This is a genomic window from Sinomonas atrocyanea, assembly GCF_001577305.1.
GTDB classification, from domain to species: Bacteria; Actinomycetota; Actinomycetes; order Actinomycetales; family Micrococcaceae; genus Sinomonas; species Sinomonas atrocyanea.
In genome coordinates, this window is sequence record NZ_CP014518.1 from 2,139,132 (window position 1) to 2,164,434 (window position 25,303).

A 25,303-nucleotide genomic window follows, 5' to 3' on the forward strand; every position below is an offset into this window, starting at 1 on the left:
CGGTCGCCCCGGCCGATCCCCGGCGGCTCAGTCGTCGCCGAGTCCCCGGGCCGCCAGGGCGTCTCCGGTGCGCCGGGCGTAGGCCACGGCGGCCAGCACCACCGGCACGGTCCGCGCGCGCACGCTGCGCTCGAGGCCGCGGGCGCGGGCGGCGTCGCCCACCTCCGCGAACGATCCGGCGAGGACGGGGATGCTGCGCACCATGATGGCGATCGCGAGGGCGAACCTCTCGGGGTCGGCACCCAGGCGCCGGAACGGCCGCGCGAGGGAGGCGACGGCGTCGAGCAGGTCTTGGAGCGGCACCGTGGCGGTGAGCAGGCCCGCCGCCACGAAGCACAGGAGGAGGTTCGCCACGATCCGGCCGGCCGCCGCCGGACCCTGCTGCCACCACTGGAACGCGAAGAGCACGACGGCGAGGGGCAGCACGAGCCTCCAGGAGGCAGCGAGCCTGCGGACGCCGAGGCCGGCCGAGAGCCAGGCGAGCACCACGGCGCCCAGCGCGGCGCAGGAGGCGCGCCAGTCCAGCAGGACGAAGCTCGCCGCGCCGGCCGCCACCACGCCGGCGAACTTGGCCCACAGCGGGGTGCGGTGCAGCCACGAGTCGCCGTGGACGTAGCCGGCGAGCAGCCCGGCCGCGGGGCGGCGCATCAGGCGTGCCCCCGCGCGGGCCGGGCCGGTTGGTCGAGGCACAGCTGCCGGTAGAAGGCAACGGCGGCCGCCGGGTCGCCGTCGAACGCGATGCCCCCGTCCTCGACCACGAGCACGCGGTCGGCGTCCGCCGCCAGATCGAGGTCGTGGGTCGAAAGGATGACCTGCTCGCGGAGGGAGGCCAGGGTCCGCCGCAGCAGCTCGCGGTTGCGCAGGTCGAGCAGGGTCGAGGGCTCATCGAGCACGAGCACCTCGGGCCCGACCGCCAGCACCGCGGCGAGTGCCATCAGCTGGCGCTCGCCGCCGGAGAGCTCGTGCACGCTCTGGTCCGCGAGCGGACCCAGGCCGAACCGGTCCAGCACCGCCTGGGCGGCGCGGGCGCGCTCGGCCCGCCCGGGATGACGGCGCCGCAGCGAGAGTTCGACGTCCTCCCGCCCCGTGGGCATGACGAGCTGCGAGAGCGGGTCAGTGAACACGAACCCGACCCGCTGGCGCACGGCACGGACCTCGCGGACGGTGTCCAGGCCGTGCACCGCGACGGACCCCGAGCTGGGCGCGACGAGTCCGTTGAGCAGGCGCAGGAGGGTGGACTTGCCGGAGCCGTTGGCCCCGATCACGGCGATGCGCGGCTCGGTGAGCACCAGGTCGATGCCGTGGAGGAGGACCTTCTGGGCGGGAGCGCCGGGCTGCGGATCGTCGACGGGCACGACGACGCCCACGTCCGCGAGCCCGATCCCGCCGTGAGTGCCGTGGCCTGCGTGCTGGGTCGACATCGCGGTCACTTCACGCGCCGCACGAGGACATCGGGGAAGGCCCGGTGCACGGCGACCGCCGCCACCGCCGCCACGGCGTTCTTGAGGATGTCGCCGGGATAGTAGACGAGGTCGGCGGCGAACGCCGCCGGCCAGGACAGCTTGAGGTTGACCACCATGCCCAGCGCACCGAACGTGTGCACCGCCACCACCGAGACCACCGTGGCGGCGAGGAAGAACCACACCGCCCGGCGCCTGGCCGGCAGCCTTCGGATGATCAGCTGCGCGGCGATGCCCACAAGGAGGGCGGCGAGGAGGAACCCGATGATGTACCCGGCGGACCCGCCGGCGAGGACCTGCAGGCCGGCGCGGCCGCCGGAGAAGATCGGCAGGCCCGCGAAGGCGACCACGAGGTAGAGGGCCACCGCGGCGGCTGCCCGGGCGCCGCCCAGCACGAGGCCGGTGAGCATGACGGCGAGCGTCTGGAGCGTGATGGGCACGCCGAAGCTCCCGACGGGGATGCCCGGGACGATCGCTGAGGCGGCGATGAGGGCGGCGAACACGGCGACGAGGGCCAGCGACTGGGAGTCCCACAGCTTCTGCGGGACGCGGGGGCTGCCCTCTCCGGCCCGCTGCGGGTGCGGCGCCCGGGTCCTCTGATGGCTCATCGTTCCTCCTGGCAGTGACTGGCTCTGTCAGAAGGGTACGGAGCGGGCACCCGCCCCGTTTTGTAGGCGGCCCACGATGGCACGGCGCCGGGCGTTGGCGGGTGGCTACAAAGAGCCTCGGCCCGGACGGATCATCGTGATGCCCGCGACGTCCGCCGAGTCGAAGACGGGCAGCAGGGCGGCGGCCTCGTCGAAACCGATGACCCGCTCGATGAGCTCCTGCGGGCGCAGCGCTCCCGAGGCGATCAGGTCGAGCATCGCCGGGTAGTCGGCGGCGGCCATGCCGTGGCTGCCGAACACATCGAGCTCCCAGGCGATCACCCGCGCCATGGGCACGCGCGGGTCGCCTCCCACCGGGGGCAGGAGGCCGATCTGCACGTGCCGGCCCCGGCGGCGCAGGCTCAGGAGGGCATCCGCGCAGGTCTGCTCGCTGCCGACGGCGTCGACGGAGACCTGGCTCCCGCCGTGGGTGAGGGCCCGCCACCCTGGCCGGGACGTCGGAGCCGTCCGCGAGGAGGACGTGGTCCGCGCCGAGGGCCGTGGCCGCGGCGAGCGCTCCGGCGTTCCGGTCGACGGCGATGACGTGGGCGCCGAGGGCCTTCGCGATCATGACCGCGCTGAGGCCGACGCCGCCGGCCCCCACCACGGTCAGCCATTCGCCGGCGGCGAGGTGTGCCCGGCTGGTGAGCGCCCGGAACGCCGTCGCGAACCGGCAGCCGAGGCTCGCCGCCGCCTCGAAGTCCACGCCCTCGGGGATGGCGACGAGGTTGGTGTCCGCCGCGTGCACGACGACGCGCTCAGCGAAGGACCCCCAGTGCGTGAAGCCCGGCTGCTCCTGGTCGGGGCAGACCTGGGCGTTGCCGGACAGACACCATTCGCAGGTCCCGCAGCCCTCGACGAACGGGGCGGTGACGCGGTCGCCGACCGTCCACGTCGTGACGCCCGGGCCCACCGCGGCGATGACACCGGCGAACTCGTGCCCGGGGACGTGGGGGAGCGCGACGTCGTCGTGCCCGGCCCACGCGTGCCAGTCGCTGCGGCACAGCCCGGTGGCTGCCACCGCGACGACGACCCCGCCCTCCGGCACCTCGGGCTCTGCGACCTCGCGCACGGCGAGCGGTCCTGCGATGTCGTCCATGACGATGGCGAGCATGGTCCTCCTAAGCTGCAGTTGCGGGCGGCCCTCGTCCGGCCGCGTCCGCTCCTGCGGCATCGTCTCACGCCGGGCGCCGGCGTTTCCCCTGACCCCGCGTCGGGTAGGGCGGATGGATGGAAGACACGACCGGCGCGCTGCGGCGCATCGCCCGCGAAGCCTTCGGCATCGAGACGTGGCGGGAGGGCCAGTTCGAGGCCGTCCGGGCGGCGGCGGAGGGCCGCGACGTCCTGGCCGTGATGCCCACGGGGCACGGCAAGTCGGCGATCTACCAGGTGCCCGGAGCGGTGCTGCCGGGCGTGACCGTGGTGGTCAGCCCGCTGGTCGCGCTGCAGGCGGATCAGGCCCGGGCCCTCGACGCCGCGCTCGGCGACGGCACCGCCGTCGTGCTCAACTCGATGGTGCGGGCACCGGCTGAACGGGCCGCGTGGGAGGCCCTCGCCGCCGGCACGGCCCGCTTCGTGTTCCTGGCGCCGGAGCAGCTCGCGCGCGAGGAGACGGTCTCGCGCCTCGCCGAGCTGGAGCCGAGGCTGTTCGTGGTGGACGAGGCCCACTGCGTCTCGGCGTGGGGACACGACTTCCGTCCCGACTACCTCGTGCTCCAGGACGTGCGCCGCCGCCTGGGCAGCCCGCCCGCGATCGCCCTCACGGCCACGGCCTCGCCCCACACGCGCGCCGAGATCGTCGAGCGGCTCGGCCTGGCCGACCCGCTGGTCCTCGTCCAGAGCTTCGACCGGCCCGAGATCGAGCTGCGGGTCCAGCGGCACGAGAGCGAGGACGGCAAGCGCGCCGCCGTGCTCAGCCAGGTCGCCTCGCTCGACGGCCCCGGCCTCGTGTACGTCGCCACCCGGAGGGAGAGCGAGGAGCTCGCCGCAGCGCTCGCCGGCAAAGGGCTGGCCGCGGCCGCCTACCATTCCGGCCTCCGGGCCGCAGACCGCGCATCGGTCCATGCCCGGTTCCTCGAGGGGAGCCCGGGGGAGCAGCTCGACGTCGTCGTGGCCACGACCGCGTTCGGGATGGGGATCGACAAGCCCGACGTCCGGTTCGTGGTCCACGCCGACATCCCGGACTCCCTGGACAGCTACTACCAGGAGATCGGGCGCGCGGGCAGGGACGGCGGGGCTGCCCTCGCAGTCCTGCACTACCGGCCCGAAGACCTGGGGCTCAAGCGGTTCTTCGCCGGCGGCCACGTGCCCGAGGACCAGGTGGCGAGCGTGTTCGAGGCCGTCCGGGCTCTGGGTCCGGCCCGGGCGGCCACCCTCCGGGAGCGCACCGGCCTGTCGCCGCGCGCCCAGTCCCGCATCCTGAACCTGCTCGTGCACAGCGGGAGCGTGCACGCGGGGCGGTCCGGGTACCGCGCGTCGGGCGGCGTCGGCTCCGGGGACGCGGTCAGCCGGGCGCGCGCCGAGGAGGAGTCCCGGCAGCGCGTCGACGCCTCCCGCATCGAGATGGCCCGGGGCTACGCGGAGACGGACGGCTGCCGCCGCCACTGGCTCCTGAACTACTTCGGCGAGGATGCCCCGTCCTGGTGCGGGACCTGCGACCGCTGCGAAGAGGACGGGAGCAGGGAACAGGCCCGCGAGCACGAGGCCAACGTCCCGGAGGGCTGGTCGATGCAGGACCCCGTCCGCCACCGGGACTGGGGCGCCGGCCTGGTGATGGGGGTCGAGTCGGACAGGATCACGGTGCTCTTCGACTCCGTCGGATACAAGGAGCTCGCCCTCTCGGCCATCGACGGGGATGAGCGGCTGCTGGTCCACGCCGAACACGCCTGATTGACCTGGCCTCTGGCGGGGCATGGAGAGGGCGGGGCTAGTATGGCTCCCGTCCGCCGCGTGATGCCGGTCACGCAGCGATGGCACTGCGACCGGGAGGGGTTTCCCATGGCACGTCCGCTCGAGTGGCCCGTACTGCGCCAGTTCCTGGAGCACGACCCCACGGGGCGGCATGCCGCGGCGAAATCCCGTGCCACCGAGAATCTGCGGGCGCGCACCGACACGGCGGACCGGGTCGTGGACTCGGTCTGTCCCTTCTGTGCGGTGGGATGCGCCCAGAAGGTCTACGTCAAGGACGAGAAGGTCATCCAGATCGAGGGGAACCCGGACTCGCCGATCAGCCGCGGCCGGCTCTGCCCCAAGGGCTCGGCCTCGCTCCAGCTCACCACGGGCGACGCCCGCGAGAAGTACGTGCTCTACCGGCGCCCGCACGGGACGGAGTGGGAACGGCTGGATCTCGCGACGGCCATGGACATGGTCGCGCAGCGGGTGGTCGACACGCGCCGGGACACCTGGGAGTGGGAGTCCCAGGGACGCCGCACGCGCCGCACGCTGGGCATCGCGAGCCTCGGCGGCGCCACGCTGGACAATGAGGAGAACTACCTCATCAAGAAGCTCTTCACTGCCCTCGGCGTCGTCCAGGTCGAGAACCAGGCGCGCGTCTGCCACAGCTCGACCGTAGCCGCCCTCGGCACGAGCTTCGGCCGGGGCGGCTCGACCACCTACCTCCAGGACCTCGCGAACGCAGACTGCATCATCATCCAGGGCTCCAACTTCGCCGAGGCGCACCCGGTGGGCTTCCAGTGGGTCATGGAGGCCAAGGAGCGCGGGGCGAAGATCATCCATGTGGACCCCCGGTTCTCCCGCACCAGCGCCATGGCGGACACCTTCGTGCCCCTCCGGGCCGGCAGCGACATCGCGTTCCTCGGCGGGCTCATCAACTGGGTGCTCGAGCACGACGCCTACTTCCACGACTACGTCGTGGCCTACACCAACGCGGCCACCCTCCTCTCGGAGGACTTCCAGGACACCGAGGACCTCGACGGGCTCTTCTCGGGCTTCGACCCGGAGAACCGCGCCTACAACACCGATTCGTGGCAGTACCAGGGCGGATACGCCGCACCGTCCTCGGGCGAGCGCGACTCGGACTTCCAGGGCGGAAGCTCGGTGGGCGCGGCCTCGCACGCCCAGTCACACGGGTCCGGCGGCGCGTCGGTGACCGGCGAGTGGCGCAGCGACACGACCCTGCAGGATCCGCGCTGCGTCTTACAGGTCCTCAAGCGCCACTACTCCCGCTACACCCCGGAGATGGTGGAGCGGGTGTGCGGTGTGCCGCAGGACCTCTTCCGCGAGGTCGCCGAGGCGATCACCGCCAACTCCGGCCGCGAGCGCACCACCGCCTTCGCCTATGCCGTCGGCTGGACCCAGCACACCACGGGGACGCAGTACATCCGCACCGCCTCGGTGCTGCAGCTGCTGCTCGGGAACATCGGCCGTCCCGGGGGCGGGATCATGGCCCTGCGCGGCCACGCGAGCATCCAGGGCTCGAGCGACATCCCGACCCTCTACGACCTCCTCCCCGGCTACCTCCCCAGCCCGCACGCGGAGCACCACCTCGACCTCGACTCCTACATCGAGGCGGACTCGCCCAAAGCAGGCTTCTGGGGCAACTCGCGCTCCTACATGGTCAGCCTGCTGAAGGCGTGGTGGGGGGACGCCGCGACGGCGGAGAGCGACTTCTGCTTCGACTACCTGCCGCGGATCACGGGCAGCCACAGCACCTACGACACGGTCGACGCCCAGCTCGAGGGAACCTGCAAGGGCTACTTCCTCTTCGGCGAGAACCCCGCCGTGGGCTCGGCCAACACCCACCTCCAGCGGATGGGGATGTCGAAGCTCGACTGGCTCGTGGTGCGCGACTTCTCCCAGATCGAGAGCGCCACCTGGTGGAAGGACGGCCCCGAGATCGCCACCGGGGAGCTGCGCACGGAGGACATCGCCACGGAGGTCTTCTTCTTCCCTGCGGCCGCCCACACCGAGAAGGCCGGCAGCTTCACCAACACCAACCGCCTCCTCCAGTGGCGTGACCAGGCCGTTGAACCCGAGGCCGACCGCCGGAGCGACCTCTGGTTCGTCTGGCACCTGGGCAACCGCATCCGGGCGCTCCTCGCGGACTCGCCCGACGAGGCCGACCGCCCCGTCCTCGGCCTCACGTGGGACTATCCGCACGGCGGTCCCCAGGACGAGCCTGACGCGGAGGGCGTGCTCGCCGAGATCAACGGGGCCGGCCCCGACGGCTCCCCGCTCTCGGCCTACACCGAGCTCAAGGACGACGGCTCGACGACGTGCGGGTGCTGGATCTACTGCGGCGTCAGGGCCGACGGCGTCAATCAGGCAGCCCGGCGCAAGCCCCACCAGGAGCAGACCCTCGCGGGCCTCGAGTGGGGCTGGGCCTGGCCGGCGAACCGCCGCGAGCTGTACAACCGGGCGTCCGCGGACCCCGAGGGGCGCCCGTGGAGCGAGCGGAAGAAGCTCATCTGGTGGGACGAGGACGCCGGCAAGTGGACCGGCGGCGACGTCCCCGACTTCGAGCCCACCAAGCCGCCGAGCTACAGGCCGCCGGAGGGCGCCCGCGGGCCGGACGCCCTCTCCGGCACGGACCCGTTCATCATGCAGGCGGACGGGAAGGGGTGGCTGTATGCCCCGGCCGGACTGTCCGACGGTCCGATCCCCACCCACTACGAGCCGCAGGAATCGCCGTTCGAGAATGAGCTCTACGGCCAGGGCCGGAACCCGCTGAGGAAGCTTCTGCCGCGCGAGGGCAACCGCTACCACCCCAGCGGCCGCGAGCCCGGGGCCGAGGTCTACCCCTACGTGCTGACGACCTACCGGCTCACGGAACACTTCACGGCCGGCGCGATGACCCGCTGGCTGCCCTACCTCGCCGAACTGCAGCCCGAGAGCTTCTGCGAGGTCTCGCCCGCGCTCGCGGCCGAGCGCGGGCTCACCCACAAGGGCTGGGCCACGCTGGTCTCGGCCCGAGGGGCGATCGAGGCCAGGGTCCTCGTCACTGACCGCATGCGGCCGCTCGTCGTGGGCGGCCGCACCGCCCACCAGATCGGTATGCCGTACCACTGGGGCCCGAACGGGCTGAGCAAGGGCGATGCGATGAACGAGCTCTCCTCGATCGCGATGGACCCCAACGTGCACATCCAGGAGGTCAAGGCCCTCACGGTCGACATCCGCCCCGGCCGCCGCCCGCGCGGGAAGGATCTGCTGGCCCTGGTCGAGGAGTACCGGCGGCGCGCGGGAATTGACGAGAACACCGGGCTGGAGGGAATCAGGAAATGAGCGTGACATCGCTGGGCATGCCCACCGTCGGGGTTCCGCGCAAGGGCTTCTTCACGGACACGAGCCTGTGCATCGGGTGCAAGGCCTGCGAGGTCGCGTGCAAGGAGTGGAACAGCGTCCCGGCCGACTCGAACCTCGAGCTCACCGGGGAGTCGTTCGACAACACCTCCGCCCTCGGAGCCGACACGTGGCGCCACGTGGCCTTCATCGAGAAGCAGGTCCCGGCCACCGACCCGGGCGCCCACGACGGCGTCAAGTGGCTCATGTCCTCCGACGTGTGCAAGCACTGCACGCACGCGGCGTGCCTCGACGTCTGCCCCACCGGCGCGCTCTTCCGCACCGAGCCCGGCACCGTCGTCGTCCAGCAGGACATCTGCAACGGCTGCGGGTACTGCGTGTCCGCCTGCCCCTACGGGGTGATCGACCAGCGCAAGGACGACGGCCGGGCCTTCAAGTGCACCATGTGCTACGACCGGCTCGAGGTCGGCGAGGAGCCGGCGTGCGCCAAGGCGTGTCCCACCAAGTCCATCCAGTACGGCGAGCTGGACGAGCTGCGCGAGCGCGCGGACGCCCGCCTCGCCGAGCTGCACGAGCGCGGCGAGGCGGGCGCCCAGCTCTACGGCCGCGATCCCGAGAACGGAGTGGGCGGCGACGGCGCGTTCTTCCTCCTGCTCGACGAGCCCGAGACCTACGGCCTGCCGCCGGACCCGATCGTGACCACGCGGGACCTCCCCGCGATGTGGAAGCGTGCCGCCGGCGCCGCGGCAGGCCTCCTCGCCGGGGCTGCCCTCGTCTTCTGGGGAGGCCGCAAGTGAGCCCGCGCCGCCGCCGCACCGAGGAGTTCACCTCCTACTACGGGCGCCCCATCCTCAAGGAGCCGACCTGGGAGGCCCTGGACATCGCGGGCTACATCTTCGCCGGCGGCCTCGCGGGGGCGTCGTCGATCCTGGCCGCGGGCGCCCAGCACACCGGCCGGCCGCGCCTCGAGCGCGCCGCGAAGCTCACGGCCATCACCGCGATCTCCGCCTCGGTGGCCGCCCTCGTGCATGACCTGGGGCGTCCGGAGCGCTTCCTCAACATGCTGCGCGTCGCCAAGCCCACCTCGCCCATGAGCGTCGGCTCGTGGATCCTCTCCGTCTACGGGCCGCTGGCCGGCGCCAGCGCGGCGGCCGACGTCCTCGGCATCTTCCCGCGCGCCGGCAAGGCCGCGGGCATCGGCGCGGGGATCGCCGGCTCGGCAGTCGCGACCTACACCGCGGTGCTCGTCTCCGACACGGCGGTGCCCACGTGGCACGACGCCCACGCGGTGATGCCGTTCGTGTTCGCCGGATCCGCGGCCGCATCGGCGGGCGGCATCGGCGCGGCGCTCTCGCCCCTGGCCGAGGCCGGGCCGGCCCGCCGGATGGCGATCGGCGGCGCGGCCGTCGAGACCGCGATGAGCTTCGCCATGGAGCGCAGCGGCAGGCTCTCCGCGGAGACCTTCCACCAGGGCCGGGCAGGGACGCTGCTGCGGCTGTCGAAGGCCCTCACCGTGGGCGGCGCGGTCGGAATCGCCCTCGGCGGCCGGTCCTCGCGCGCGGTCAGTGCGGTGGGCGGCCTGGCCGTGGCTGCGGGGTCGGCGCTGCTCCGCTTCGGGATCTTCGAGGCCGGCCGCGCCTCGACCCTGGACCCCAAGTACGTCGTCGTGCCCCAGCGGGAGCGGCTCGCAGCGCGTCAGGAGGAGCCCGCCAAGGCCGATACCATGGGATGAGGCCCATGTCCGGGCCGGCTCCCCCCGAAAGGCCCGTCCCGAAGTGATCACTGTCTCCAATCTCGAACTGCGCGCCGGCGCACGCCTCCTCATGGACGAGGTGAGCTTCCGGATCGACAAGGGAGACAAGATCGGCCTCGTGGGGCGCAACGGCGCGGGCAAGACGACCCTCACCCGCGTGCTCGCGGGGGAGGGGCTGCCCGCGGCCGGCACCGTGACCCGAGCCGGTGAGATCGGGTACCTCCCGCAGGACCCCCGCACCCCGGACATGGAGCAGCTCGCCCGGGATCGCATCCTCTCGGCGCGCGGGCTCGATGTGGTGGTGCGCAAGCTGCGCGCCGCGCAGGCGGACATGGCGAGTGAGGATGCAGAGGTCCAGCGCAAGGCGATGGCCCGGTACGACCGGCTCGAAGCCGAGTTCCTCGCCGGCGGCGGCTACGCCGCGGAGGCCGAGGCGGCCGCCATCTCGGCGAACCTCGCCCTGCCGGACCGCATCCTCAACCAGCCGCTCCGGACGCTCTCCGGCGGCCAGCGCCGCCGCGTCGAGCTCGCCCGCATCCTCTACTCGGGCGCGGACACCCTGCTCCTCGACGAGCCCACCAACCACCTCGACGCCGACTCGATCACCTGGCTGCGGGACTTCCTCAAGGCGCACCAGGGCGGCCTCATCGTCATCTCCCACGACGTCGAGCTGCTCGAGGCCACGGTGAACAAGGTCTTCCACCTCGACGCGAACCGCGCCGTGATCGACATCTACAACATGGGCTGGAGGCGCTACCTCGCCCAGCGCGAGACCGATGAGCGCGCCCGCCGGCGCGAGCGCGCGAACGCGGAGAAGAAGGCCCAGGTGCTCCTCGACCAGGCCAACAAGATGCGGGCGAAGGCCACCAAGGCTGTCGCCGCCCAGAACATGGCCAAGCGGGCGGAGCGGCTGCTGGCAGGCGTCGCGGAGGAGCGGGTGGCGGACCGGGTGGCCGCGCTGCGCTTCCCGGAGCCCGCGCCGTGCGGCAAGACCCCGCTCACCGCGGAGGGCCTGTCCAAGTCCTACGGCTCGCTGGAGATCTTCACCGACGTGGACCTCGCGGTGGACCGCGGCTCGCGCGTCGTCATCCTTGGCCTCAACGGCGCGGGCAAGACCACGCTCCTGCGCATGCTCGCCGGCGTCGACACCCCGGACACCGGGGAGGTCAGGCAGGGCCACGGGCTCAAGGTCGGCTACTACGCCCAGGAGCACGAGACGCTCGACCACGACCGCACGGTCCTGGAGAACATGCGCCGCGCGGCGCCGGACCACCTGGGCGACGCGGATGTCCGCGGGATCCTCGGCTCGTTCCTGTTCACCGGCGACGACGTCGACAAGCCCGCGGGCGTCCTCTCCGGCGGGGAGAAGACCCGCCTCGCCCTGGCCACGATCGTCGCCTCGAGCGCCAACGTGCTGCTCCTCGACGAGCCGACCAACAACCTCGACCCGGCGAGCCGGCGCGAGATCCTCGGTGCGCTGAAGACGTACAAGGGCGCCGTGGTCATGGTCAGCCACGACGAGGGTGCGGTCGAGGCGCTCAACCCCGAGCGGGTGGTCCTCCTGCCCGACGGCGTCGAGGACCTGTGGAGCGCGGACTACCTGGACCTCATCACCCTCGCCTGAGAGGCCTGGGGGCTACCGCACCTCGAGCGGCCGGGCGCCCGTCACCCGGGCCAGGTCCTCGTAGGAGATCGACAGCATCGAGCGGTGGTCCCCGGCGCCGGCCCACAGGGTCGGATACGCCGCGAGGTGCGTGTCGAGGAGCGTGCGCAGCGGCTCGGGATGGCCCACGGGCGCCACGCCGCCCACGCGCTGGCCGGTGTGCGCGAGCACGAAGCCGGGCGAGGCGCGTCGGATCCGGCCCGAGCCGAGGCGATCGGCGACGAGCTTCGTGTCGACGCGCCCGGCCCCGCTCGCGAGGATGAGCAGCGGGGCGCCGTCGAGCTCGAACACGAGGCTGTTGGCGATCGCGCCGAGGTCGCAGCCGAGGACCCCGGCCGCTGCGGCGGCGGTGGGCACCTCGTCGTCGAACGTGCGCACGGTGTCCGGCAGGCCGGCGGCGGCCAGTGCCGCGCGGACACGGGCGACGGCGGGCCCGTCGCCGCCGGAGGCAGCGTCGTCGTGCGGCATCAGCGGAAGCCCTGCGCGTCGAGGATCGCGTCCTCTTCTTCCTCGGCCGTGGGCCGGCGCTTCCTGCGCGGGGCGAACCGTGCGGCGCGCGCGGCGGCCGCGTCGGCGGCGCGGCGGGCCTCGTCGCGGCGGTGCGAGTGCCCCCCGGCCCCGGCGCCCTCCGCGGCGTCCTCCGGCTGCTGGGCGTCGAGCTCGGCGAGTTCGGCGGCCTCGGCGGCATCGGCTGCCGCGTCGATGGCGTCGTTGCGGGCCTGCTGGCGTGCCGCGTAGCCGAAGCCGATGAACATCAGGACCGCGAAGGCGAGCCACTGGAGCGCGTAGGAGAGGTGCATGCCCTCGTCCGGCGCCGGCTTGGGCAGCGAGGCCGGGGCGGCCTGGCGCGGGGCGGGATTCTCGCTTGCGAGGAGGCCGTACGCGCCGGTGAGCACGGGGTAGGGCAGCTGCTGGGCGTAGGCGGGCAGGTCGATCGAGGCGAGCTGGCCGTCCGGCGCGCCGCGGTCCAGGGCGGGCTCGCTCGGGCGCAGCCGCACGACGACGGTCGCCTCGCCTGCGGGGGGCGCCGGGACAGAGTCCGGCCTCCCGGCCTCCTTGTTGCCGATCGGCAGCCAGCCGCGGTCCACGATCACCGTCTGGCCGGAGTCGACCCTGAACGGCACGACCACCTCGTAGCCGGGCTGGCCCGAATTGGGCCGGTTCCGCACCACCCGGGTCTGGGCCGTGTCGTACGAGCCGTGGAGCGAGACCTGCTTCCACTCGCTGTCCGAGGGGAGCGACGTGAAGTCGGGCGCAGCCTGGGCGAACGGAACGGGCGGGGCGTCATAGTTCCGGGTGACCAGATCCACGTTGGCCTTGGCCTCGTCGAGGCGCGCCATCTGCCAGCGGCTCAGGAGGACGCAGGCGATCGCGAACACGATGGCCAGCCCCAGATAGGTGAGCCATCGCCGGGAGATCAGGAATCGGTACATGGAGAAGATGCTTCCGTCAGCGGCAGGGTCTCGCGCCAGAGCAGGCGGGTGCGCAGGTAGTCCTCGAGCCAGCCTCGGTGCTCGGCGCACGCCAGCCAGGTCTTGCGGCGTTCGGGCGTGTGGATCTTGGGGTTGTTCCACAGCAGGCGCCAGAGCGCCGGCGCCCGGCAGCCCTTGCGGGAGCAGAGGGGTGCCTCGGGGAGCCCGGAGTCGCCGGGCAGGAGGCTGAACAGGCTCATGCGGCGCCGGCCTCCGGGGACTCGGAGCCGGTCCTGCGCGGGGCCGCGCTGCCGTCCTGGTCCTGTCCGGCTGGTTCCTCGCGGTCCGGATCGTCGTCGACCGTCTCCCCGAGGATCGTCTCGCCGTGCGGTGCCGGTGACGCGGCGGGGTCTGCGTCCCCGGGGCGGCCCGCGTCGAGCTCGCCGTAGGAGATGTGGTCCATGAGCTCGCTGTCGTACTCCTCGCCCTTGGTCTGGGCGTTGGCGATCACCACGGCGACCCAGGGCAGGAAGACGGCGCCGGCGACGGCGATGAGCTTGAACCAGCCGTCGAGGAAGAACAGGGCGACGATGCAGACCACGCGGATGCCCATGGCCACCGCATAGCGGACCATGCGCTGGTGCATGTCCACGCTGTGCCCGGGCGCGGCGGACGTGATGCTGTGGACCTCGGGGGCGCCCTCGGCACCGTCCACGGCGTACTCGCCGTACCTGTCGCTGGCCTCGCGGCCGTGTTGTTCTCTCGTCATCACACTCCCAGCAGGCCCATTCTCCCACCACGGCGGGCACCGGCCAATTTGGCTAGGATGCACCCTGAACCGGCGCCGACCAGCGGCGTCCTCCCTTCTTCCCTAGGAGCGTCAGTGAGCTCGGAAGCACCGTCCCCCCGCAGCGTCCTCGTCACCGGAGGCAACCGGGGCATCGGCCTCGCGATCGCCAAGGCGTTCCTCGCGAACGGCGACAAGGTCGCCGTGACCTACCGGACCGCGGGCGAGCTGCCCGAGGGCATCCTCGGCGTCCAGGCCGACGTGACGGACGAGGCCAGCATCGACGCCGCTTTCAAGGCGGTCGAAGAGGCCCACGGCCCCGTGGAGGTCCTCGTCGCCAACGCGGGCATCACCAAGGACACCCTCCTGCTGCGCATGAGCGAGGAGGACTTCACCTCCGTCCTCGACACGAACCTCACCGGCGCGTTCCGCGTCGTCAAGCGCGCATCCAAGGGCATGATCCGCCTGCGCAAGGGCCGCGTGGTCCTCATCTCCTCGGTCTCGGGCCTGTACGGGGCCCCCGGCCAGATCAACTACTCCGCCTCGAAGGCCGGCCTCGTGGGCCTCGCGCGGTCGCTGACCCGTGAGCTCGGCTCGCGGGGGATCACCGCGAACGTCGTGGCGCCGGGCTTCATCAAGACCGACATGACCGCCGAGCTGCCGGAGGAGACCCAGAAGGACTACCTCTCCCGGGTGCCCGCCGGCCGGTTCGCCGACGCCGACGAGGTCGCCAACGTGGTCCGCTGGGTCGCGAGCGACGAGGCCGCCTACATCTCGGGGGCGGTCATCCCCGTCGACGGCGGCCTCGGCATGGGCCACTAGCGGCTCCTCGCCGCGCGCGGCGCGCAGGCCGGGCCGTTGTTGGAGGGTTCCGACAACGGCCCGGCCGCTTCTGGGCTGGCATGATGGAGCGCAGTCACCGAAAACTTGGCGAGGTCACACAAAGTGGCCGGAGCAGACGAAGGGGAGCACGCATGGGAGTCCTGGACAACAAGGCCGCGATCGTCACGGGGTCGTCGCGAGGGATCGGCGCCGCGACGGCCAAGGTCCTCGCCGGCGAGGGGGCGGCCGTCGTCGTCAACTACCGCCAGAAGGCGCCGCGCGCCAACAAGGTGGTCGCCGAGATCGAGGCCGCGGGCGGCCGCGCGATCGCGGTCGGCGGGGATCTGACCAACGAGGCGGACGTCGACGCGCTCGCCCAGGCTGCCGTCGACGCCTTCGGCTCCCTCGACATCCTGGTCCTCAACGCCTCGGGCGGCATGGAGTCCGGCCTCGGCGAGGACTACGCGCTCCGGCTCAACCGGGACGCCCAGGTGTCGATGCTCAAGGCCGCCGCGGAGCGGATGAAGCCCGGCTCGCGCGTCGTGTTCGTCACGAGCCACCAGGCCCACTTCATCGACTCGGTCCAGACGATGGATGCCTACGAGCCCGTGGCCCGGTCCAAGCGCGCCGGCGAGACGGCCCTCCGCGAGCTCGTCCCGTGGCTCGAGGAGAAGGGCATCACGTTCGTGGTCGTCTCCGGCGACATGATCGAGGGCACCATCACCGCCACGCTCCTCGAGCGCGCCGCCCCCGGGGCGATCGAGTCCCGCCGCGAGGCCGCCGGCAAGCTGTACTCCGTCGAGGAGTTCGGGGCCGAGGTGGCCAAGATGGTCACCGCGGACGTGCCGACGGGCCACACCGAGTACGTGGGCGGGGCCGGGCACTTCCAGGCCTGACGCACTTCCGGGCCCGGCCGCTCAGCGGACCTGCCCCCCAACCACGCGGACGTGACTCCTCAATCCCGAGGAGCCACGTCCGCTGCGTTGAGGAGTCACGTCCGCTGCGTTGAGGAGTCACGTCCGCTGTGTTGAGGAGTCACGTCCGTGGCGTTCAGGAGCCACCTCCGTCGCGTTGAGGGGTCACACCCCCGCGAGGTGGCGCACCACGTCGAGGTAGGGGAGGTCGACGGCGGCGTCGGCCTCCGCGCGGACCTTCGGCTTGGCGTTGAACGCCACCCCGAGGCCGGCAGCGGCGAGCATGTCGAGGTCGTTCGCCCCGTCGCCCACGGCGATGCAGTGCTCGAGGGCGATCCCGTGCTGGGCGGCCCACTCGCGGAGCATGCGCTCCTTGACCGCGCGGTCCACGACCTCGCCGAGCACCCGGCCCGTGAGCTTGCCATCGGCCACCTCGAGCTCGTTGGCGCGCCAGTGGTCCAGTCCCAGGCGCTCGGCGAGCGGGGTGAGGATCTGCTCGAACCCGCCCGAGACCACGCACACGAGGTGGCCGCCGGCGTGGAACGCCTCGATCAGGTCCTCGGCGCCGAGGGAGAGCACGACGGCGTCGCGCACCTTCGCGATGACGTCCTCCGGAAGGCCCGCGAGGGTCGCGACGCGCGCGTGCAGGCTCTGCGCGAAGTCGAGCTCGCCGCGCATGGCGGCCTCGGTGACGGCGGTGACCTCCTCGCGCTTGCCCGCGTAGTCCGCGAGGAGCTCGATGACCTCCTGCTGGATGAGCGTCGAGTCGACATCCATGATGAGCAGCTTCCGCTCGGCCTCGCGGAGCCCGGCCGGGACGAGCGCCCCACCGATCCCGAGCCCCGCCAGCGCGGCCCGCGCGGCGGGCGCCTGGCCGGCGTCGAGCTTCACCTCCGCGGTGAGCACGGCGTAGCGGCCGTCCCCGTCCCCTCCTGCCGGGCGCTCGAACGGCCCGACGGCGGCCCCTGCCCCTCGAGGGCGCGGGCGGCCGCGGCCGCGTCGTCGTCGGTGAGCGTGACGGCATGGAGGACTGCGGCGAAGTGTGCTGGCATAAGCCCACATTCTACCGAGGGCCGCCGCGGTCCGGCCCCGGTGGGCCCGGGCGGGCGCGGTTCGCCGAGAGCGAAGCATCTGGACTAGTGTCAGAGGCCATGAGCAATGTTCTCCAGCTGTCTGGGGTCAGCGTCGTCCGCGGGACGAAGAAGCTGCTGGACGGCATCGACTGGCAGGTGAATGAGGGGGAGCGCTGGGTCGTCCTGGGCCCGAACGGCGCCGGCAAAACCACGCTCCTGTCGCTGGCGGCGGCGCGCCTGCACCCGAGCAGCGGCCGCGTCGACATCCTCGACGAGACGATGGGCAAGGTGGACGTCTTCGAGCTGCGCCCGCGCATCGGCCTGTCTTCCGCGGCCCTGGCCAACCAGATCCCCGAGGGCGAGAAGGTCCTCAACGTCGTCGTCACCGCGGCATACGGCGTGACCGGGCGGTGGCTCGAGCGCTACGAGAAGGACGACGAGCGCCGCGCCTTCCGCCTCCTGAACGAGTGGGGCATGGGCCCGCTCCTCGGACGGGTGTTCGCCTCGCTCTCGGAGGGGGAGCGCAAGCGGGTCCAGATCGCTCGCGCGCTCATGACCGACCCCGAGCTGCTCCTGCTCGACGAGCCCGGGGCCGGCCTCGACCTCGGTGGCCGCGAGGAGCTCGTGTACAAGCTCTCCGACCTCGCCCAGGACGACGCCGCGCCCGTCGTCGTGCTCGTCACACACCACCTCGAGGAGGTGCCGCCGGGCTTCACCCACGCGCTCCTGCTGCGCGAGGGCACCGTGGTGGCCGCCGGGCCGATCGCCTCCACGCTCACCGAGGAGAACCTGAGCGCGACCTTCGGTCTGCCGCTCGACGTGCGCGCCCAGGACGGCCGCTACACGGCCACGGCCAAGGACGGCGCTGCGGCGCAGGGCACCGCCACTGCCGGTGCTGCGGCCGCGCCGCGCGCGTGATGGGCTTCTGGGGGGACGTCCTCATCTTCCTCGCGGGCCTGTGGGCCGGCACGATCAACACGATCGTCGGCTCCGGCTCGCTCGTGACGTTCCCGGTCCTCGTCGCCCTCGGCTACAGCCCCGTCAACTCGATCATCTCGAACGCGATGGGCCTGGTGGCCGGGGGCTTCTCGGGCGCCTACGGGTACCGTCGGGAGGCCGTCAGCGCCAAGCGCACGCTCCTGAAGCTCCTGCCGGTCTCGCTCGTGGGCGGACTGCTCGGCGCGTTCCTGCTCCTGCACCTGCCCGAGAGCGTGTTCGGGTTCGTCGCCCCGGTGCTGATCGTGATCGCGATCCTGCTCGTGATCTTCCAGCCCCGCCTGTCCGCGTGGGCCAAGGCGCGCCAGGCGCTCGAGCACATCACGCCCGAGCAGGCGGACCTGCAGAAGGTCCCGTTCATCCTGTACCTGCTGGTGTTCCTGATCGGCGTGTACGGCGGCTACTTCACGGCCGCGCAGGGCGTGCTGCTCATGGGCGTGCTCGGCATCTTCTTCCACGGCACGCTCCAGCAGTCCAACGCGATCAAGGTCGTCCTGAGCCTCGTGGTGAACCTCGTCGCCGCCGTGGCCTACCTCCTGTTCGCGTTCGACCGCATCAACTGGCTCGCGGTGCTGCTCATCGCGGTCGGCTCGACGCTCGGCGGCTTCCTCGGCGCGGGCATCGGCCGGCGCATGAAGCCCGTGGTGCTGCGGACGGTGATCGTGATCCTCGGCGTCGTGGCGCTCGTGAACCTGCTCGCCAAGCTCTTCAATGCCTGACGCCCCAGCGGGGGAGGACCGGCAGATCATCCGCCTGGCCTCGGCCCAGGACCCGCGGATCGCCGACTACACGAGCCTGACGGACGTGCGCCTGCGCACCCTGCGCGAGCCTGCCGAGGGCCTCTACATCGCCGAGTCCTCCCGCGTGCTGCGCCGCGCGCTCGCGGCCGGGCACCGGCCGCGCTCCTTCTTCCTGGCCGAGAAGTGGCTCGACGGCCTCGCCGACGTGCTGGCCGCCTACCCGGACGTTCCCGCGTACGTGGGAACGCCGGCGCTGCTCGAGGAGATCACCGGCTTCCACCTGCACCGCGGCGCGATGGCCGCGATGCACCGGCCAGCCCCCGTGCCGGTCGACGAGCTCCTCGCCGGCGCCCGCCGGGTCGCCGTCCTCGAGGACATCGTTGACCACACCAACGTCGGCGCGATCTTCCGCTCCGCCGCCGCGCTCGGCATCGACGCCGTCCTCGTCACCCCGCGCTGCGGCGACCCCCTGTACCGCCGCAGCATCCGGGTGAGCATGGGCACCGTCTTCCAAGTCCCGTGGGCCAGGCTGGACTCCTGGCCCGGCGGCATCGGGGAGCTCAGGCGGCTCGGCTTCACCGTCGCCGCCCTCGAGCTCGCCGAGGACGCGGTCGACGTCGACGAGCTCGCCGCCCGCCGCATCGACCGGCTCGCGCTCGTGCTCGGGACCGAGGGCGCGGGGATCGCCCCCGAGACGCTCGAGGCCGCCGACCTAGCCGTGAAGATCCCCATGCGGCCCGGCGTGGACTCGCTCAACGTGGCGGCCGCGAGCGCCGTGGCGTTCTGGGAGCTGAGAGCCCGCTGAGCTGGTAACATTGACTGCTGGCCCTCCAACCGGGAGGGCGTTCACACCTGGCCTCTGGCAAAATCCAGGGGCGCTAGCAAAGGGCCCATTGTGAAGTCTGATATCCACCCGTCGTACGAGTTCGTCGTCTTCAACGACCTCGCCTCCGGCAAGAAGTTCCTCACCCGCTCCACGGTCTCCTCGGACAAGACGATCGAGTGGGAGGACGGCAACACCTACCCCGTCATCGACGTCGAGGTCTCCTCCGAGTCGCACCCGTTCTACACGGGCAAGCAGCGCATCATGGACTCGGCCGGCCGCGTCGAGCGCTTCAACGCGCGCTTCAAGAACTTCGGCAAGAAGGCCTGACCCGACTGGTTCACCAGCCGCAGGCCACTGCCACGACGAAGGCGCCGTCCCTCGGGACGGCGCCTTCGCCGTGTCCGGGCCCCTCTCGGGCTGTTCCAGGACGGGCCCTCGCAGAACGGGTCTACGCTGGAGCCGTGACGGACTATCACGGTGAATTCAAGGTTCCGGGCGGCAAGCTCGTGGTCGCCGACCTCGCGGTCGACGGCGACGTCATCACGTGGGCGAGCATCAATGGGGACTTCTTCCTCGAGCCGGACGAGGCCCTCGCGGACATCAACGAGGCCCTCCTCGGCCTGTCCACGCACGCACCCAACACGGCCATCAGCGAAGCCGTCGCCGAGGCCGTGGGCCCCTCGGCCGTGATGTTCGGGTTCGACCCCGATTCCGTGGCCGTGGCGGTCCGCCGCGCCCTCGGGCACGCGACCACCTGGGCCGACCACGACTGGGAGGTCATCCCGCCGAGCACCTTGTCGATCACCGAGAACGTCGCCCTGGACGAGGTCCTCACCCGGGAGGTCGGGGAGGGCCGGCGCAACCCGACCCTGCGCCTGTGGGACTGGGACGAACGCTCCGTGGTGATCGGGACCTTCCAGTCCTACCGCAATGAGGTGGACCCGGACGGGGTCGAGAAGCACGGCGTGACGGTGGTGCGCCGGATCTCCGGCGGCGGTGCCATGTTCATGGAGGCCGGCAACTGCGTCACGTACTCCCTCTACCTGCCGACCTCGCTCGTGGACGGGCTCTCCTTCGCCGAGTCCTACCCGTTCCTCGATGCCTGGGTCATGGAGGCCCTCGCGAAGGTGGGCGTCTCGGCCTTCTACAAGCCGCTCAATGACATCGCCACGGACGCCGGCAAGATCGGCGGCGCCGCCCAGAAGCGGCTCGGCAACGGCGCGATGCTCCACCACGTGACCATGAGCTACGACATCGACGCGGCCAAGATGACCGAGGTCCTGCGCATCGGGCGGGAGAAGATCTCGGACAAGGGCATCGCGAGCGCACAGAAGAGGGTCGACCCGCTCAAGCGGCAGACGGGCATGGAGCGCGCGGACATCTTCGAGGCGATGATGGGCACCTTCGAGTCCCGCTACGGCGCCCGCCGCGTGGCCCTGTCCGAGGAGTCGCTCGCGGACGCCCGGGCCCTCGCCGAGCGCAAGTTCGCCACGCACGCCTGGCTGCACCGCATCCCGTAGGCGCCCCCCGTCGTCTCACCCGCACGGGTGGGCGGGCGCACGACGGCGAGTGGTCGCCGTCGTGCACGCGGCCGGCAGAGCCGGCTATCCCGGTGCTGGGCCAGCTACCCCTTGCGGGAACGAGCCTGTGCCACGAGGGCACGCTGCAGATGGTCGCGGGCCTCGATGACGAGTCGACGCAGCGCCGCCGGCGCGTCGGCATGCTCCGCGAGCCACGCGTCCGTGCGGCCGAGCACGGGATGGTCCTGGGGGTCCTGGTGCGCACCGAGGGACGAGCCGGCAGGATAGAGGCCGGCCACGAGCCGAGTCGCGATCTCCTGCGACCGTTCGGCCCACACCCGCGTGAGCATCGAGAAGTAGCGGTCCTGGAACGGCAGCCGCAGCTCCTCGGGGCCGAGCATGAAGCCGGCCACGGTGGCCCCCAGGAGGTCGTTGGAGAGCCCGTCGCCGTCCACGACGGCGCGCCACGCGTCCTCCTTCACCTCTGGCACGGGCCGTGCCGCCATGGCCAGGGCATGCCCCACGCTGCCCTTCGCGGTACGGTCGCGGGCCAGCTCGGCGTCCAGCTCCTCGGCCGTGGCCCGGCCCTGGGCGGCGAGGGCCTGCCACAGGGACCAGCGCAGGTCCTGGTCCACGGCGAGCCCGGAGAGGGTCTCGGCGCCGTCCACGAGGCCCCGGAGCAGGGCGTGCTGGCCGCCGCCGTGCCTGCTGCCGGCTGCGAGGGCGCGGGCCCACGCGAGCTGCTGGTCGGAGTCGGGCTCGGCGGCCAGCAGGGCGCGGGCGACCGCGGCGAGGTAGGCCTCGCGCAGGGCGCCGCGCGCCTCCGGATGGGTGTACCGCTCGATGGCCGTGCGGGCGTTGTCGAGCACGGTCAGCTGGACGCCCACCGTGGTCTCGGCGGCTCCGAAGCGCTCCACGGCCCCCACGTAGTCCGCGGCGGGCGTCTCGCCATCGCGCGTCGCGTGCCACAGCGCCGTCCAAGCGAGGGCGCGCGCGAGCGGGTCGGCGATGTCCCCGAGGGCGTCGCGGACAGTCTCCTCGGACCGGGCGTCGAGGCGCACCTTCGCGTACGTCAGGTCCTCGTCGTTGACGAGGAGGAGGTCGGGGGCCGGGACGCCCTCGAGCTCCGGCACTTCCGTCACGCCGTCAGGCGCGTCGGCCGGCAGCTCCACCGGGATGCTCGCCGTGCGCTCGATCGCTCCCGAGTCCGTGCGCGAGTAGAGGCCGACCTTGAGCCGGTGCGGCCGCAGCGCCTCCATCCCCGTGACGGGATCGACGGCGCGCTGGCGGATGGCCACCCGGGCGAGCCGTTCGCCGTCGTGCCCTGAGGCGTGCTCGACGAGCGTCTCCAGGACCGGCAGCCCGGCCGTCTGGAGCCACGCCGCGGACCAGTCCTGCAGGGGCCGCCCCGAGGCCCGCTCGAGCGCTGCCAGGAGGTCTTCGAGCGTCGTGTTGCCATAGGCGTGCTGGGCGAAGTAGTCGCGGGCGGCGGCCAGGAAGGCGTCCTCGCCCACGTACGCCACGAGCTGCTTGAGCACCGAGGCGCCCTTGGCGTAGGTGATCCCGTCGAAGTTCTGCTCCGCCGCCTCCAGGTCGGCGATGTCGGCCACGATCGGGTGGGTCGTGGGCAGCTGGTCCTGGAGGTAGGCCCAGGCCTTGCGGCGGTTGGCGAAGTTGACCCAGGACGTCGTGAAGCCCGTGGCCCGGTCCAGGGCGAGGGTGCCCATGTACTCGGCGAACGACTCCTTGAGCCACAGGTCGTCCCACCAGCGCATGGTCACGAGGTCGCCGAACCACATGTGCGCCATCTCGTGCAGGAGGGTGTTGGCGCGTCCCTCGTACTGCGAGTCCGCGGCGCGGGAGGCGAACACGTACTGCTCCGTGAAGGTCACGAGCCCGGGGTTCTCCATGGCGCCGAGGTTGTACTCGGGCACGAAGGCCTGCTCGTACTTCCCCCACGGGTAGGCGGGGGAGAAGACCGAGTGGTAGAAGTCCAGCCCGCGCCGGGTGAGGTCGAAGATGCGCCCGGCGTCGAAGTGCTCGGCGAGGGACGCCCGGCAGTAGGCGGCGAGCGGGACGGTGAGAGTCGCGCCGTCGCGCGTCGTGCCGGTCCAGACGTCCGCCGTGCGGTGGTACGGTCCCGCGAGCACCGCCGCGAGGTAGGTGGGCATGGGCGGCGTCGGGGCGAAGTCCCAGCGTGCCGCGGCCGGGTCCTCCTCGAGCGGGACGGCCTGCGCCGTCGGCTCGCCGTTCGCGCTGACCACCCACGACGACGGCGCGAGCACCGTGAACGCGAACCGCGCCTTCAGGTCGGGCTGCTCGAAGTTGGCGAAGTACCGGCGCGCGTCCGCTGGCTCGCACTGGGTGTACATGTACGTCTCGCCGTCGGCCGGGTCCACGAAGCGGTGGAGGCCCTCGCCGCTGCGCGAGTACCGCGCGTGCCCGGTGACCTCGAGGCGGTTGCGCTCGGCGAGGTCCGTGAGCCGGATCCGGGCGCCGTCATAGGCGGCGGCCGGGTCGAGGGCACGGCCGTTGAGGACCAGGCGGTCCACGGACTCCCCGAGGAAGTCCGCGAAGGTCTCGGCGCCGGCCTCGGCCCGGAACTCGATGACGCTCGTCGTCGGGAAGGCTGCCGCTGCGGGATCGGCCGCACGGCGGAGGTCGAGGGTGACGTGGTAGGAGTCGATGCCGAGCAGGCGCGCCCGCCCGGCAGCCTCGTCGCGGCTCAGGTTGTGAGTTGGCACACGGCCCATTCAACCACGCTCCGACAGGCCCGGAAGGGGCGTGCGAGCCCGGGCGGCCGGGCGGACACGCCCCGTCCCGGGGCCCGATATGCGCCGGAGCCGGATTGGTGAAAAGCTGTCCCCTATGTCGGATCTCTTCGAGGACTACTCCGTCGCCGCCGAACGTACCGGCGCGTACGACGAGATGTTCGCCCCCCGCCAGACGGCGCGGCCCAGCTACGGCCATCTCGCGCAGGCGCTCGCCGGACTCGACCTCACCGACGTGACCTCCCGGGCCGATTCGATGGCCCGCACCTTCCTCGACAAGGGCGTCACATTCGACTACGCGGGGGAGGAGCGGCCGTTCCCGCTCGACCTGGTCCCGCGCATCATCTCCGCCGGAGACTGGGACGTCCTCGAGCGGGGCGTGGCCCAGCGGGTCCGGGCGCTCGAGGCCTTCCTCAACGACGTGTACTCGAAGATGGCCGTGGTCGCGGACGGCGTCGTCCCGCGGCGGCTGATCACCACGAGCAAGCACTTCCACCGCCAGGTGCACGGCTTCGAGCCGGCCGGCGGCGTCCGGGTGCACATCTCGGGCATCGACATCGTGCGCGACGCCGCCGGCACCTTCCGCGTCCTCGAGGACAACGTCCGCGTCCCCTCGGGCGTGAGCTACGTCCTCGAGAACCGCCGCGCCATGGCCAAGGGCCTGCCGGAGGCTTTCAGCCAGCAGCCCATCCGCCCGGTGGAGGAGTACCCGCGCCGGCTCCTCTCGACCCTGCGCAAGACCGCCCCCGCCGGCGTGGACGAGCCGACCGTGGTGGTCCTGACCCCCGGCGTGTACAACTCGGCGTACTTCGAGCACACCCTGCTCGCGGGCCTCATGGGCGTGGAGCTGGTGGAGGGCCGCGACCTGATCTGCCGCGGGAACCGCGTGTACATGCGCACCACGGCGGGCGAGCAGCGCGTAGACGTGATCTACAAGCGCATCGACGACGACTTCCTCGACCCGCTGCAGTTCCGCTCGGACTCGATGCTCGGCTGCCCGGGCCTCGTGAACGCGGCGCGCGCCGGCGGCGTGACGATCGCGAACGCGGTGGGCAACGGCGTCGCGGACGACAAACTCGTCTACTCCTACGTCCCGGACCTCATCCGCTACTACCTCGGCGAGGAGCCGATCGTGGCCAACGTGGACACGTACCGGCTCGAGGAGGACGACGCGCGCGAGGAGGTGCTCGACCGGCTCGATGAGCTCGTCGTCAAGCCCGTGGACGGCTCGGGCGGCAAGGGCCTCGTCATCGGCCCGAGTGCCACGCGTGAGGAGCTGGACACGCTCCGCAAGCGGGTCCTCGCGGACCCCCGTGGGTGGATCGCCCAGCCTGTCCTGCAGCTCTCGACCGTGCCGACGCTCTCCGGCGACCGCTTCGGCCCGCGCCACGTGGACCTGCGCCCGTTCGCGCTCAACGACGGCGACGACGTCTGGGTGCTCCCCGGCGGCCTCACCCGGGTGGCGCTCAAGGAGGGCTCCCTCATCGTCAACTCGAGCCAGGGCGGCGGCTCGAAGGACACGTGGGTCCTGGCCCAGTCCCCGGACGTTCCCGTGGAGGCGGAGCCGCGCCACTCGATCAGCATCCGGGAGCGCACGAGCGTGTGGCCGGTCGAGAGCAACTGGCGCGACCGCCAGGCCGAGCAGCAGCAGCAGTGACCAC

General features: G+C 72.3%; 23 protein-coding genes and 1 pseudogene. 13 read left to right on the forward strand and 11 right to left on the reverse strand.

What is annotated here, in order from left to right:
* Window positions 1–27: 27 nt before the first annotated feature.
* The 4 genes and pseudogenes from SA2016_RS09835 to SA2016_RS09850 form a co-directional block, all read right to left on the reverse strand.
* Window positions 28–648: an energy-coupling factor transporter transmembrane component T family protein gene (locus tag SA2016_RS09835; protein WP_066497667.1), complete on the reverse strand. Its 621-nt coding sequence runs from the start codon at window positions 646–648 to the stop codon at window positions 28–30.
* On the reverse strand, window positions 648–1,421 hold the full coding sequence (locus SA2016_RS09840; RefSeq protein WP_066497668.1) for an energy-coupling factor ABC transporter ATP-binding protein: 774 nt from the start codon (window positions 1,419–1,421) through the stop codon (window positions 648–650). The genes SA2016_RS09835 and SA2016_RS09840 overlap by 1 nt, the downstream gene beginning before the upstream one ends.
* Before the next feature lie 5 nt (window positions 1,422–1,426).
* Complete coding sequence (locus SA2016_RS09845) at window positions 1,427–2,068, reverse strand: biotin transporter BioY (protein ID WP_066497669.1); 642 nt, start codon at window positions 2,066–2,068, stop codon at window positions 1,427–1,429.
* A 105-nt stretch (window positions 2,069–2,173) separates the two neighbouring features.
* Window positions 2,174–3,221: pseudogene (locus SA2016_RS09850) on the reverse strand (zinc-binding dehydrogenase).
* 116 nt (window positions 3,222–3,337) lie between these two features.
* Here SA2016_RS09850 and SA2016_RS09855 point away from each other — a divergent pair.
* The 5 genes from SA2016_RS09855 (at window position 3,338) to SA2016_RS09875 (ending at window position 11,742) form a co-directional block, all read left to right on the forward strand.
* A complete protein-coding gene (locus tag SA2016_RS09855; RefSeq protein ID WP_066497670.1) occupies window positions 3,338–4,996 on the forward strand; it encodes a RecQ family ATP-dependent DNA helicase in 1,659 nt (552 codons plus the stop codon).
* 108 nt (window positions 4,997–5,104) lie between these two features.
* The gene (fdh, locus tag SA2016_RS09860) at window positions 5,105–8,347 is read left to right on the forward strand and encodes a formate dehydrogenase (protein WP_066497672.1); all 3,243 of its coding nucleotides are present in this window, start codon (window positions 5,105–5,107) and stop codon (window positions 8,345–8,347) included.
* Window positions 8,344–9,162 (forward strand): 4Fe-4S dicluster domain-containing protein, encoded by an 819-nt coding sequence (locus SA2016_RS09865; RefSeq protein ID WP_066497673.1) that lies wholly within the window; start codon window positions 8,344–8,346, stop codon window positions 9,160–9,162. The genes fdh and SA2016_RS09865 overlap by 4 nt, the downstream gene beginning before the upstream one ends.
* A complete protein-coding gene (nrfD, locus tag SA2016_RS09870; RefSeq protein WP_066497675.1) occupies window positions 9,159–10,097 on the forward strand; it encodes an NrfD/PsrC family molybdoenzyme membrane anchor subunit in 939 nt (312 codons plus the stop codon). Before SA2016_RS09865 ends, nrfD begins: the two co-directional genes overlap by 4 nt.
* Before the next feature lie 43 nt (window positions 10,098–10,140).
* Entirely contained in the window at window positions 10,141–11,742 is a 1,602-nt protein-coding gene (locus tag SA2016_RS09875; protein WP_066497676.1) for an ABC-F family ATP-binding cassette domain-containing protein, read from the forward strand.
* A 12-nt stretch (window positions 11,743–11,754) separates the two neighbouring features.
* On the opposite strand, the gene SA2016_RS09880 is transcribed toward SA2016_RS09875, so the two are convergent.
* From SA2016_RS09880 to SA2016_RS09895, 4 genes are read right to left on the reverse strand one after another with little or no spacing between them, the layout of a single operon-like run.
* Window positions 11,755–12,249: a YbaK/EbsC family protein gene (locus SA2016_RS09880; protein ID WP_066497677.1), complete on the reverse strand. Its 495-nt coding sequence runs from the start codon at window positions 12,247–12,249 to the stop codon at window positions 11,755–11,757.
* Window positions 12,249–13,214, reverse strand: coding sequence for an SURF1 family cytochrome oxidase biogenesis protein (locus tag SA2016_RS09885; protein WP_066497679.1), 966 nt, complete (start codon window positions 13,212–13,214; stop codon window positions 12,249–12,251). Before SA2016_RS09885 ends, SA2016_RS09880 begins: the two co-directional genes overlap by 1 nt.
* A complete protein-coding gene (locus SA2016_RS09890; RefSeq protein WP_066497680.1) occupies window positions 13,199–13,453 on the reverse strand; it encodes a hypothetical protein in 255 nt (84 codons plus the stop codon). The genes SA2016_RS09885 and SA2016_RS09890 overlap by 16 nt, the downstream gene beginning before the upstream one ends.
* Window positions 13,450–13,962 carry a DUF3099 domain-containing protein gene (locus SA2016_RS09895; RefSeq protein WP_066497686.1) on the reverse strand — a complete coding sequence of 171 codons (513 nt, stop codon included), beginning with the start codon at window positions 13,960–13,962 and terminating at the stop codon, window positions 13,450–13,452. The genes SA2016_RS09890 and SA2016_RS09895 overlap by 4 nt, the downstream gene beginning before the upstream one ends.
* A 114-nt stretch (window positions 13,963–14,076) precedes the next feature.
* Here SA2016_RS09895 and SA2016_RS09900 point away from each other — a divergent pair, with 114 nt between their 5' ends.
* Together SA2016_RS09900 and SA2016_RS09905 are read left to right on the forward strand one after the other, a co-directional pair.
* Window positions 14,077–14,802 carry a beta-ketoacyl-ACP reductase gene (locus SA2016_RS09900; RefSeq protein WP_066497687.1) on the forward strand — a complete coding sequence of 242 codons (726 nt, stop codon included), beginning with the start codon at window positions 14,077–14,079 and terminating at the stop codon, window positions 14,800–14,802.
* A gap of 152 nt (window positions 14,803–14,954) precedes the next feature.
* Complete coding sequence (locus SA2016_RS09905) at window positions 14,955–15,698, forward strand: SDR family oxidoreductase (protein ID WP_066497689.1); 744 nt, start codon at window positions 14,955–14,957, stop codon at window positions 15,696–15,698.
* Window positions 15,699–15,881: 183 nt separating this feature from the next.
* Here the strand turns inward: SA2016_RS09905 and serB are convergent, their stop codons facing one another.
* Window positions 15,882–16,622 (reverse strand): phosphoserine phosphatase SerB, encoded by a 741-nt coding sequence (gene serB / locus SA2016_RS09910; protein ID WP_066497691.1) that lies wholly within the window; start codon window positions 16,620–16,622, stop codon window positions 15,882–15,884.
* On the reverse strand, window positions 16,604–16,768 hold the full coding sequence (locus tag SA2016_RS22215; RefSeq protein WP_257125859.1) for a hypothetical protein: 165 nt from the start codon (window positions 16,766–16,768) through the stop codon (window positions 16,604–16,606). The genes serB and SA2016_RS22215 overlap by 19 nt, the downstream gene beginning before the upstream one ends.
* 99 nt (window positions 16,769–16,867) lie before the next feature.
* On the opposite strand from SA2016_RS22215, the gene SA2016_RS09915 reads away from it, so the two are divergent.
* The 5 genes from SA2016_RS09915 to lplAB all read left to right on the forward strand — a co-directional run bounded on the left by SA2016_RS09915 (window position 16,868) and on the right by lplAB (window position 20,871).
* Entirely contained in the window at window positions 16,868–17,707 is an 840-nt protein-coding gene (locus tag SA2016_RS09915; protein ID WP_066497695.1) for an ABC transporter ATP-binding protein, read from the forward strand.
* Window positions 17,707–18,504, forward strand: coding sequence for a sulfite exporter TauE/SafE family protein (locus SA2016_RS09920; protein WP_066497696.1), 798 nt, complete (start codon window positions 17,707–17,709; stop codon window positions 18,502–18,504). Before SA2016_RS09915 ends, SA2016_RS09920 begins: the two co-directional genes overlap by 1 nt.
* Entirely contained in the window at window positions 18,497–19,330 is an 834-nt protein-coding gene (locus SA2016_RS09925) for a TrmH family RNA methyltransferase (RefSeq protein WP_066497697.1), read from the forward strand. The genes SA2016_RS09920 and SA2016_RS09925 overlap by 8 nt, the downstream gene beginning before the upstream one ends.
* A gap of 90 nt (window positions 19,331–19,420) precedes the next feature.
* Entirely contained in the window at window positions 19,421–19,678 is a 258-nt protein-coding gene (locus tag SA2016_RS09930; protein WP_066497698.1) for a type B 50S ribosomal protein L31, read from the forward strand.
* A gap of 134 nt (window positions 19,679–19,812) precedes the next feature.
* Window positions 19,813–20,871 (forward strand): lipoate-protein ligase LplAB, encoded by a 1,059-nt coding sequence (lplAB, locus tag SA2016_RS09935; RefSeq protein ID WP_066497699.1) that lies wholly within the window; start codon window positions 19,813–19,815, stop codon window positions 20,869–20,871.
* Window positions 20,872–20,975: 104 nt separating this feature from the next.
* Here the strand turns inward: lplAB and pepN are convergent, their stop codons facing one another.
* The gene (pepN, locus tag SA2016_RS09940) at window positions 20,976–23,615 is read right to left on the reverse strand and encodes an aminopeptidase N (protein WP_141305369.1); all 2,640 of its coding nucleotides are present in this window, start codon (window positions 23,613–23,615) and stop codon (window positions 20,976–20,978) included.
* A 124-nt stretch (window positions 23,616–23,739) separates the two neighbouring features.
* Here pepN and SA2016_RS09945 point away from each other — a divergent pair, with 124 nt between their 5' ends.
* Complete coding sequence (locus tag SA2016_RS09945; RefSeq protein WP_066497704.1) at window positions 23,740–25,299, forward strand: circularly permuted type 2 ATP-grasp protein; 1,560 nt, start codon at window positions 23,740–23,742, stop codon at window positions 25,297–25,299.
* The last annotated feature ends 4 nt before the right edge of the window (window positions 25,300–25,303 follow it).

Coding starts and splice junctions, on each gene's coding strand:
- SA2016_RS09915 (WP_066497695.1), top strand. CDS start 16,868: ATGAGCAATGTTCTCCAGCTGTCTGGGGTCAGCGTCGTCCGCGGGACG.
- SA2016_RS09925 (WP_066497697.1), top strand. CDS start 18,497: ATGCCTGACGCCCCAGCGGGGGAGGACCGGCAGATCATCCGCCTGGCC.
- SA2016_RS09845 (WP_066497669.1), bottom strand. CDS start 2,068: ATGAGCCATCAGAGGACCCGGGCGCCGCACCCGCAGCGGGCCGGAGAG.
- SA2016_RS09880 (WP_066497677.1), bottom strand. CDS start 12,249: ATGCCGCACGACGACGCTGCCTCCGGCGGCGACGGGCCCGCCGTCGCC.
- SA2016_RS22215 (WP_257125859.1), bottom strand. CDS start 16,768: ATGCCAGCACACTTCGCCGCAGTCCTCCATGCCGTCACGCTCACCGAC.
- SA2016_RS09855 (WP_066497670.1), top strand. CDS start 3,338: ATGGAAGACACGACCGGCGCGCTGCGGCGCATCGCCCGCGAAGCCTTC.
- SA2016_RS09920 (WP_066497696.1), top strand. CDS start 17,707: ATGGGCTTCTGGGGGGACGTCCTCATCTTCCTCGCGGGCCTGTGGGCC.
- SA2016_RS09835 (WP_066497667.1), bottom strand. CDS start 648: ATGCGCCGCCCCGCGGCCGGGCTGCTCGCCGGCTACGTCCACGGCGAC.
- SA2016_RS09890 (WP_066497680.1), bottom strand. CDS start 13,453: ATGAGCCTGTTCAGCCTCCTGCCCGGCGACTCCGGGCTCCCCGAGGCA.
- SA2016_RS09945 (WP_066497704.1), top strand. CDS start 23,740: ATGTCGGATCTCTTCGAGGACTACTCCGTCGCCGCCGAACGTACCGGC.
- SA2016_RS09885 (WP_066497679.1), bottom strand. CDS start 13,214: ATGTACCGATTCCTGATCTCCCGGCGATGGCTCACCTATCTGGGGCTG.
- fdh (WP_066497672.1), top strand. CDS start 5,105: ATGGCACGTCCGCTCGAGTGGCCCGTACTGCGCCAGTTCCTGGAGCAC.
- SA2016_RS09865 (WP_066497673.1), top strand. CDS start 8,344: ATGAGCGTGACATCGCTGGGCATGCCCACCGTCGGGGTTCCGCGCAAG.
- SA2016_RS09895 (WP_066497686.1), bottom strand. CDS start 13,962: ATGACGAGAGAACAACACGGCCGCGAGGCCAGCGACAGGTACGGCGAG.
- SA2016_RS09840 (WP_066497668.1), bottom strand. CDS start 1,421: ATGTCGACCCAGCACGCAGGCCACGGCACTCACGGCGGGATCGGGCTC.
- SA2016_RS09905 (WP_066497689.1), top strand. CDS start 14,955: ATGGGAGTCCTGGACAACAAGGCCGCGATCGTCACGGGGTCGTCGCGA.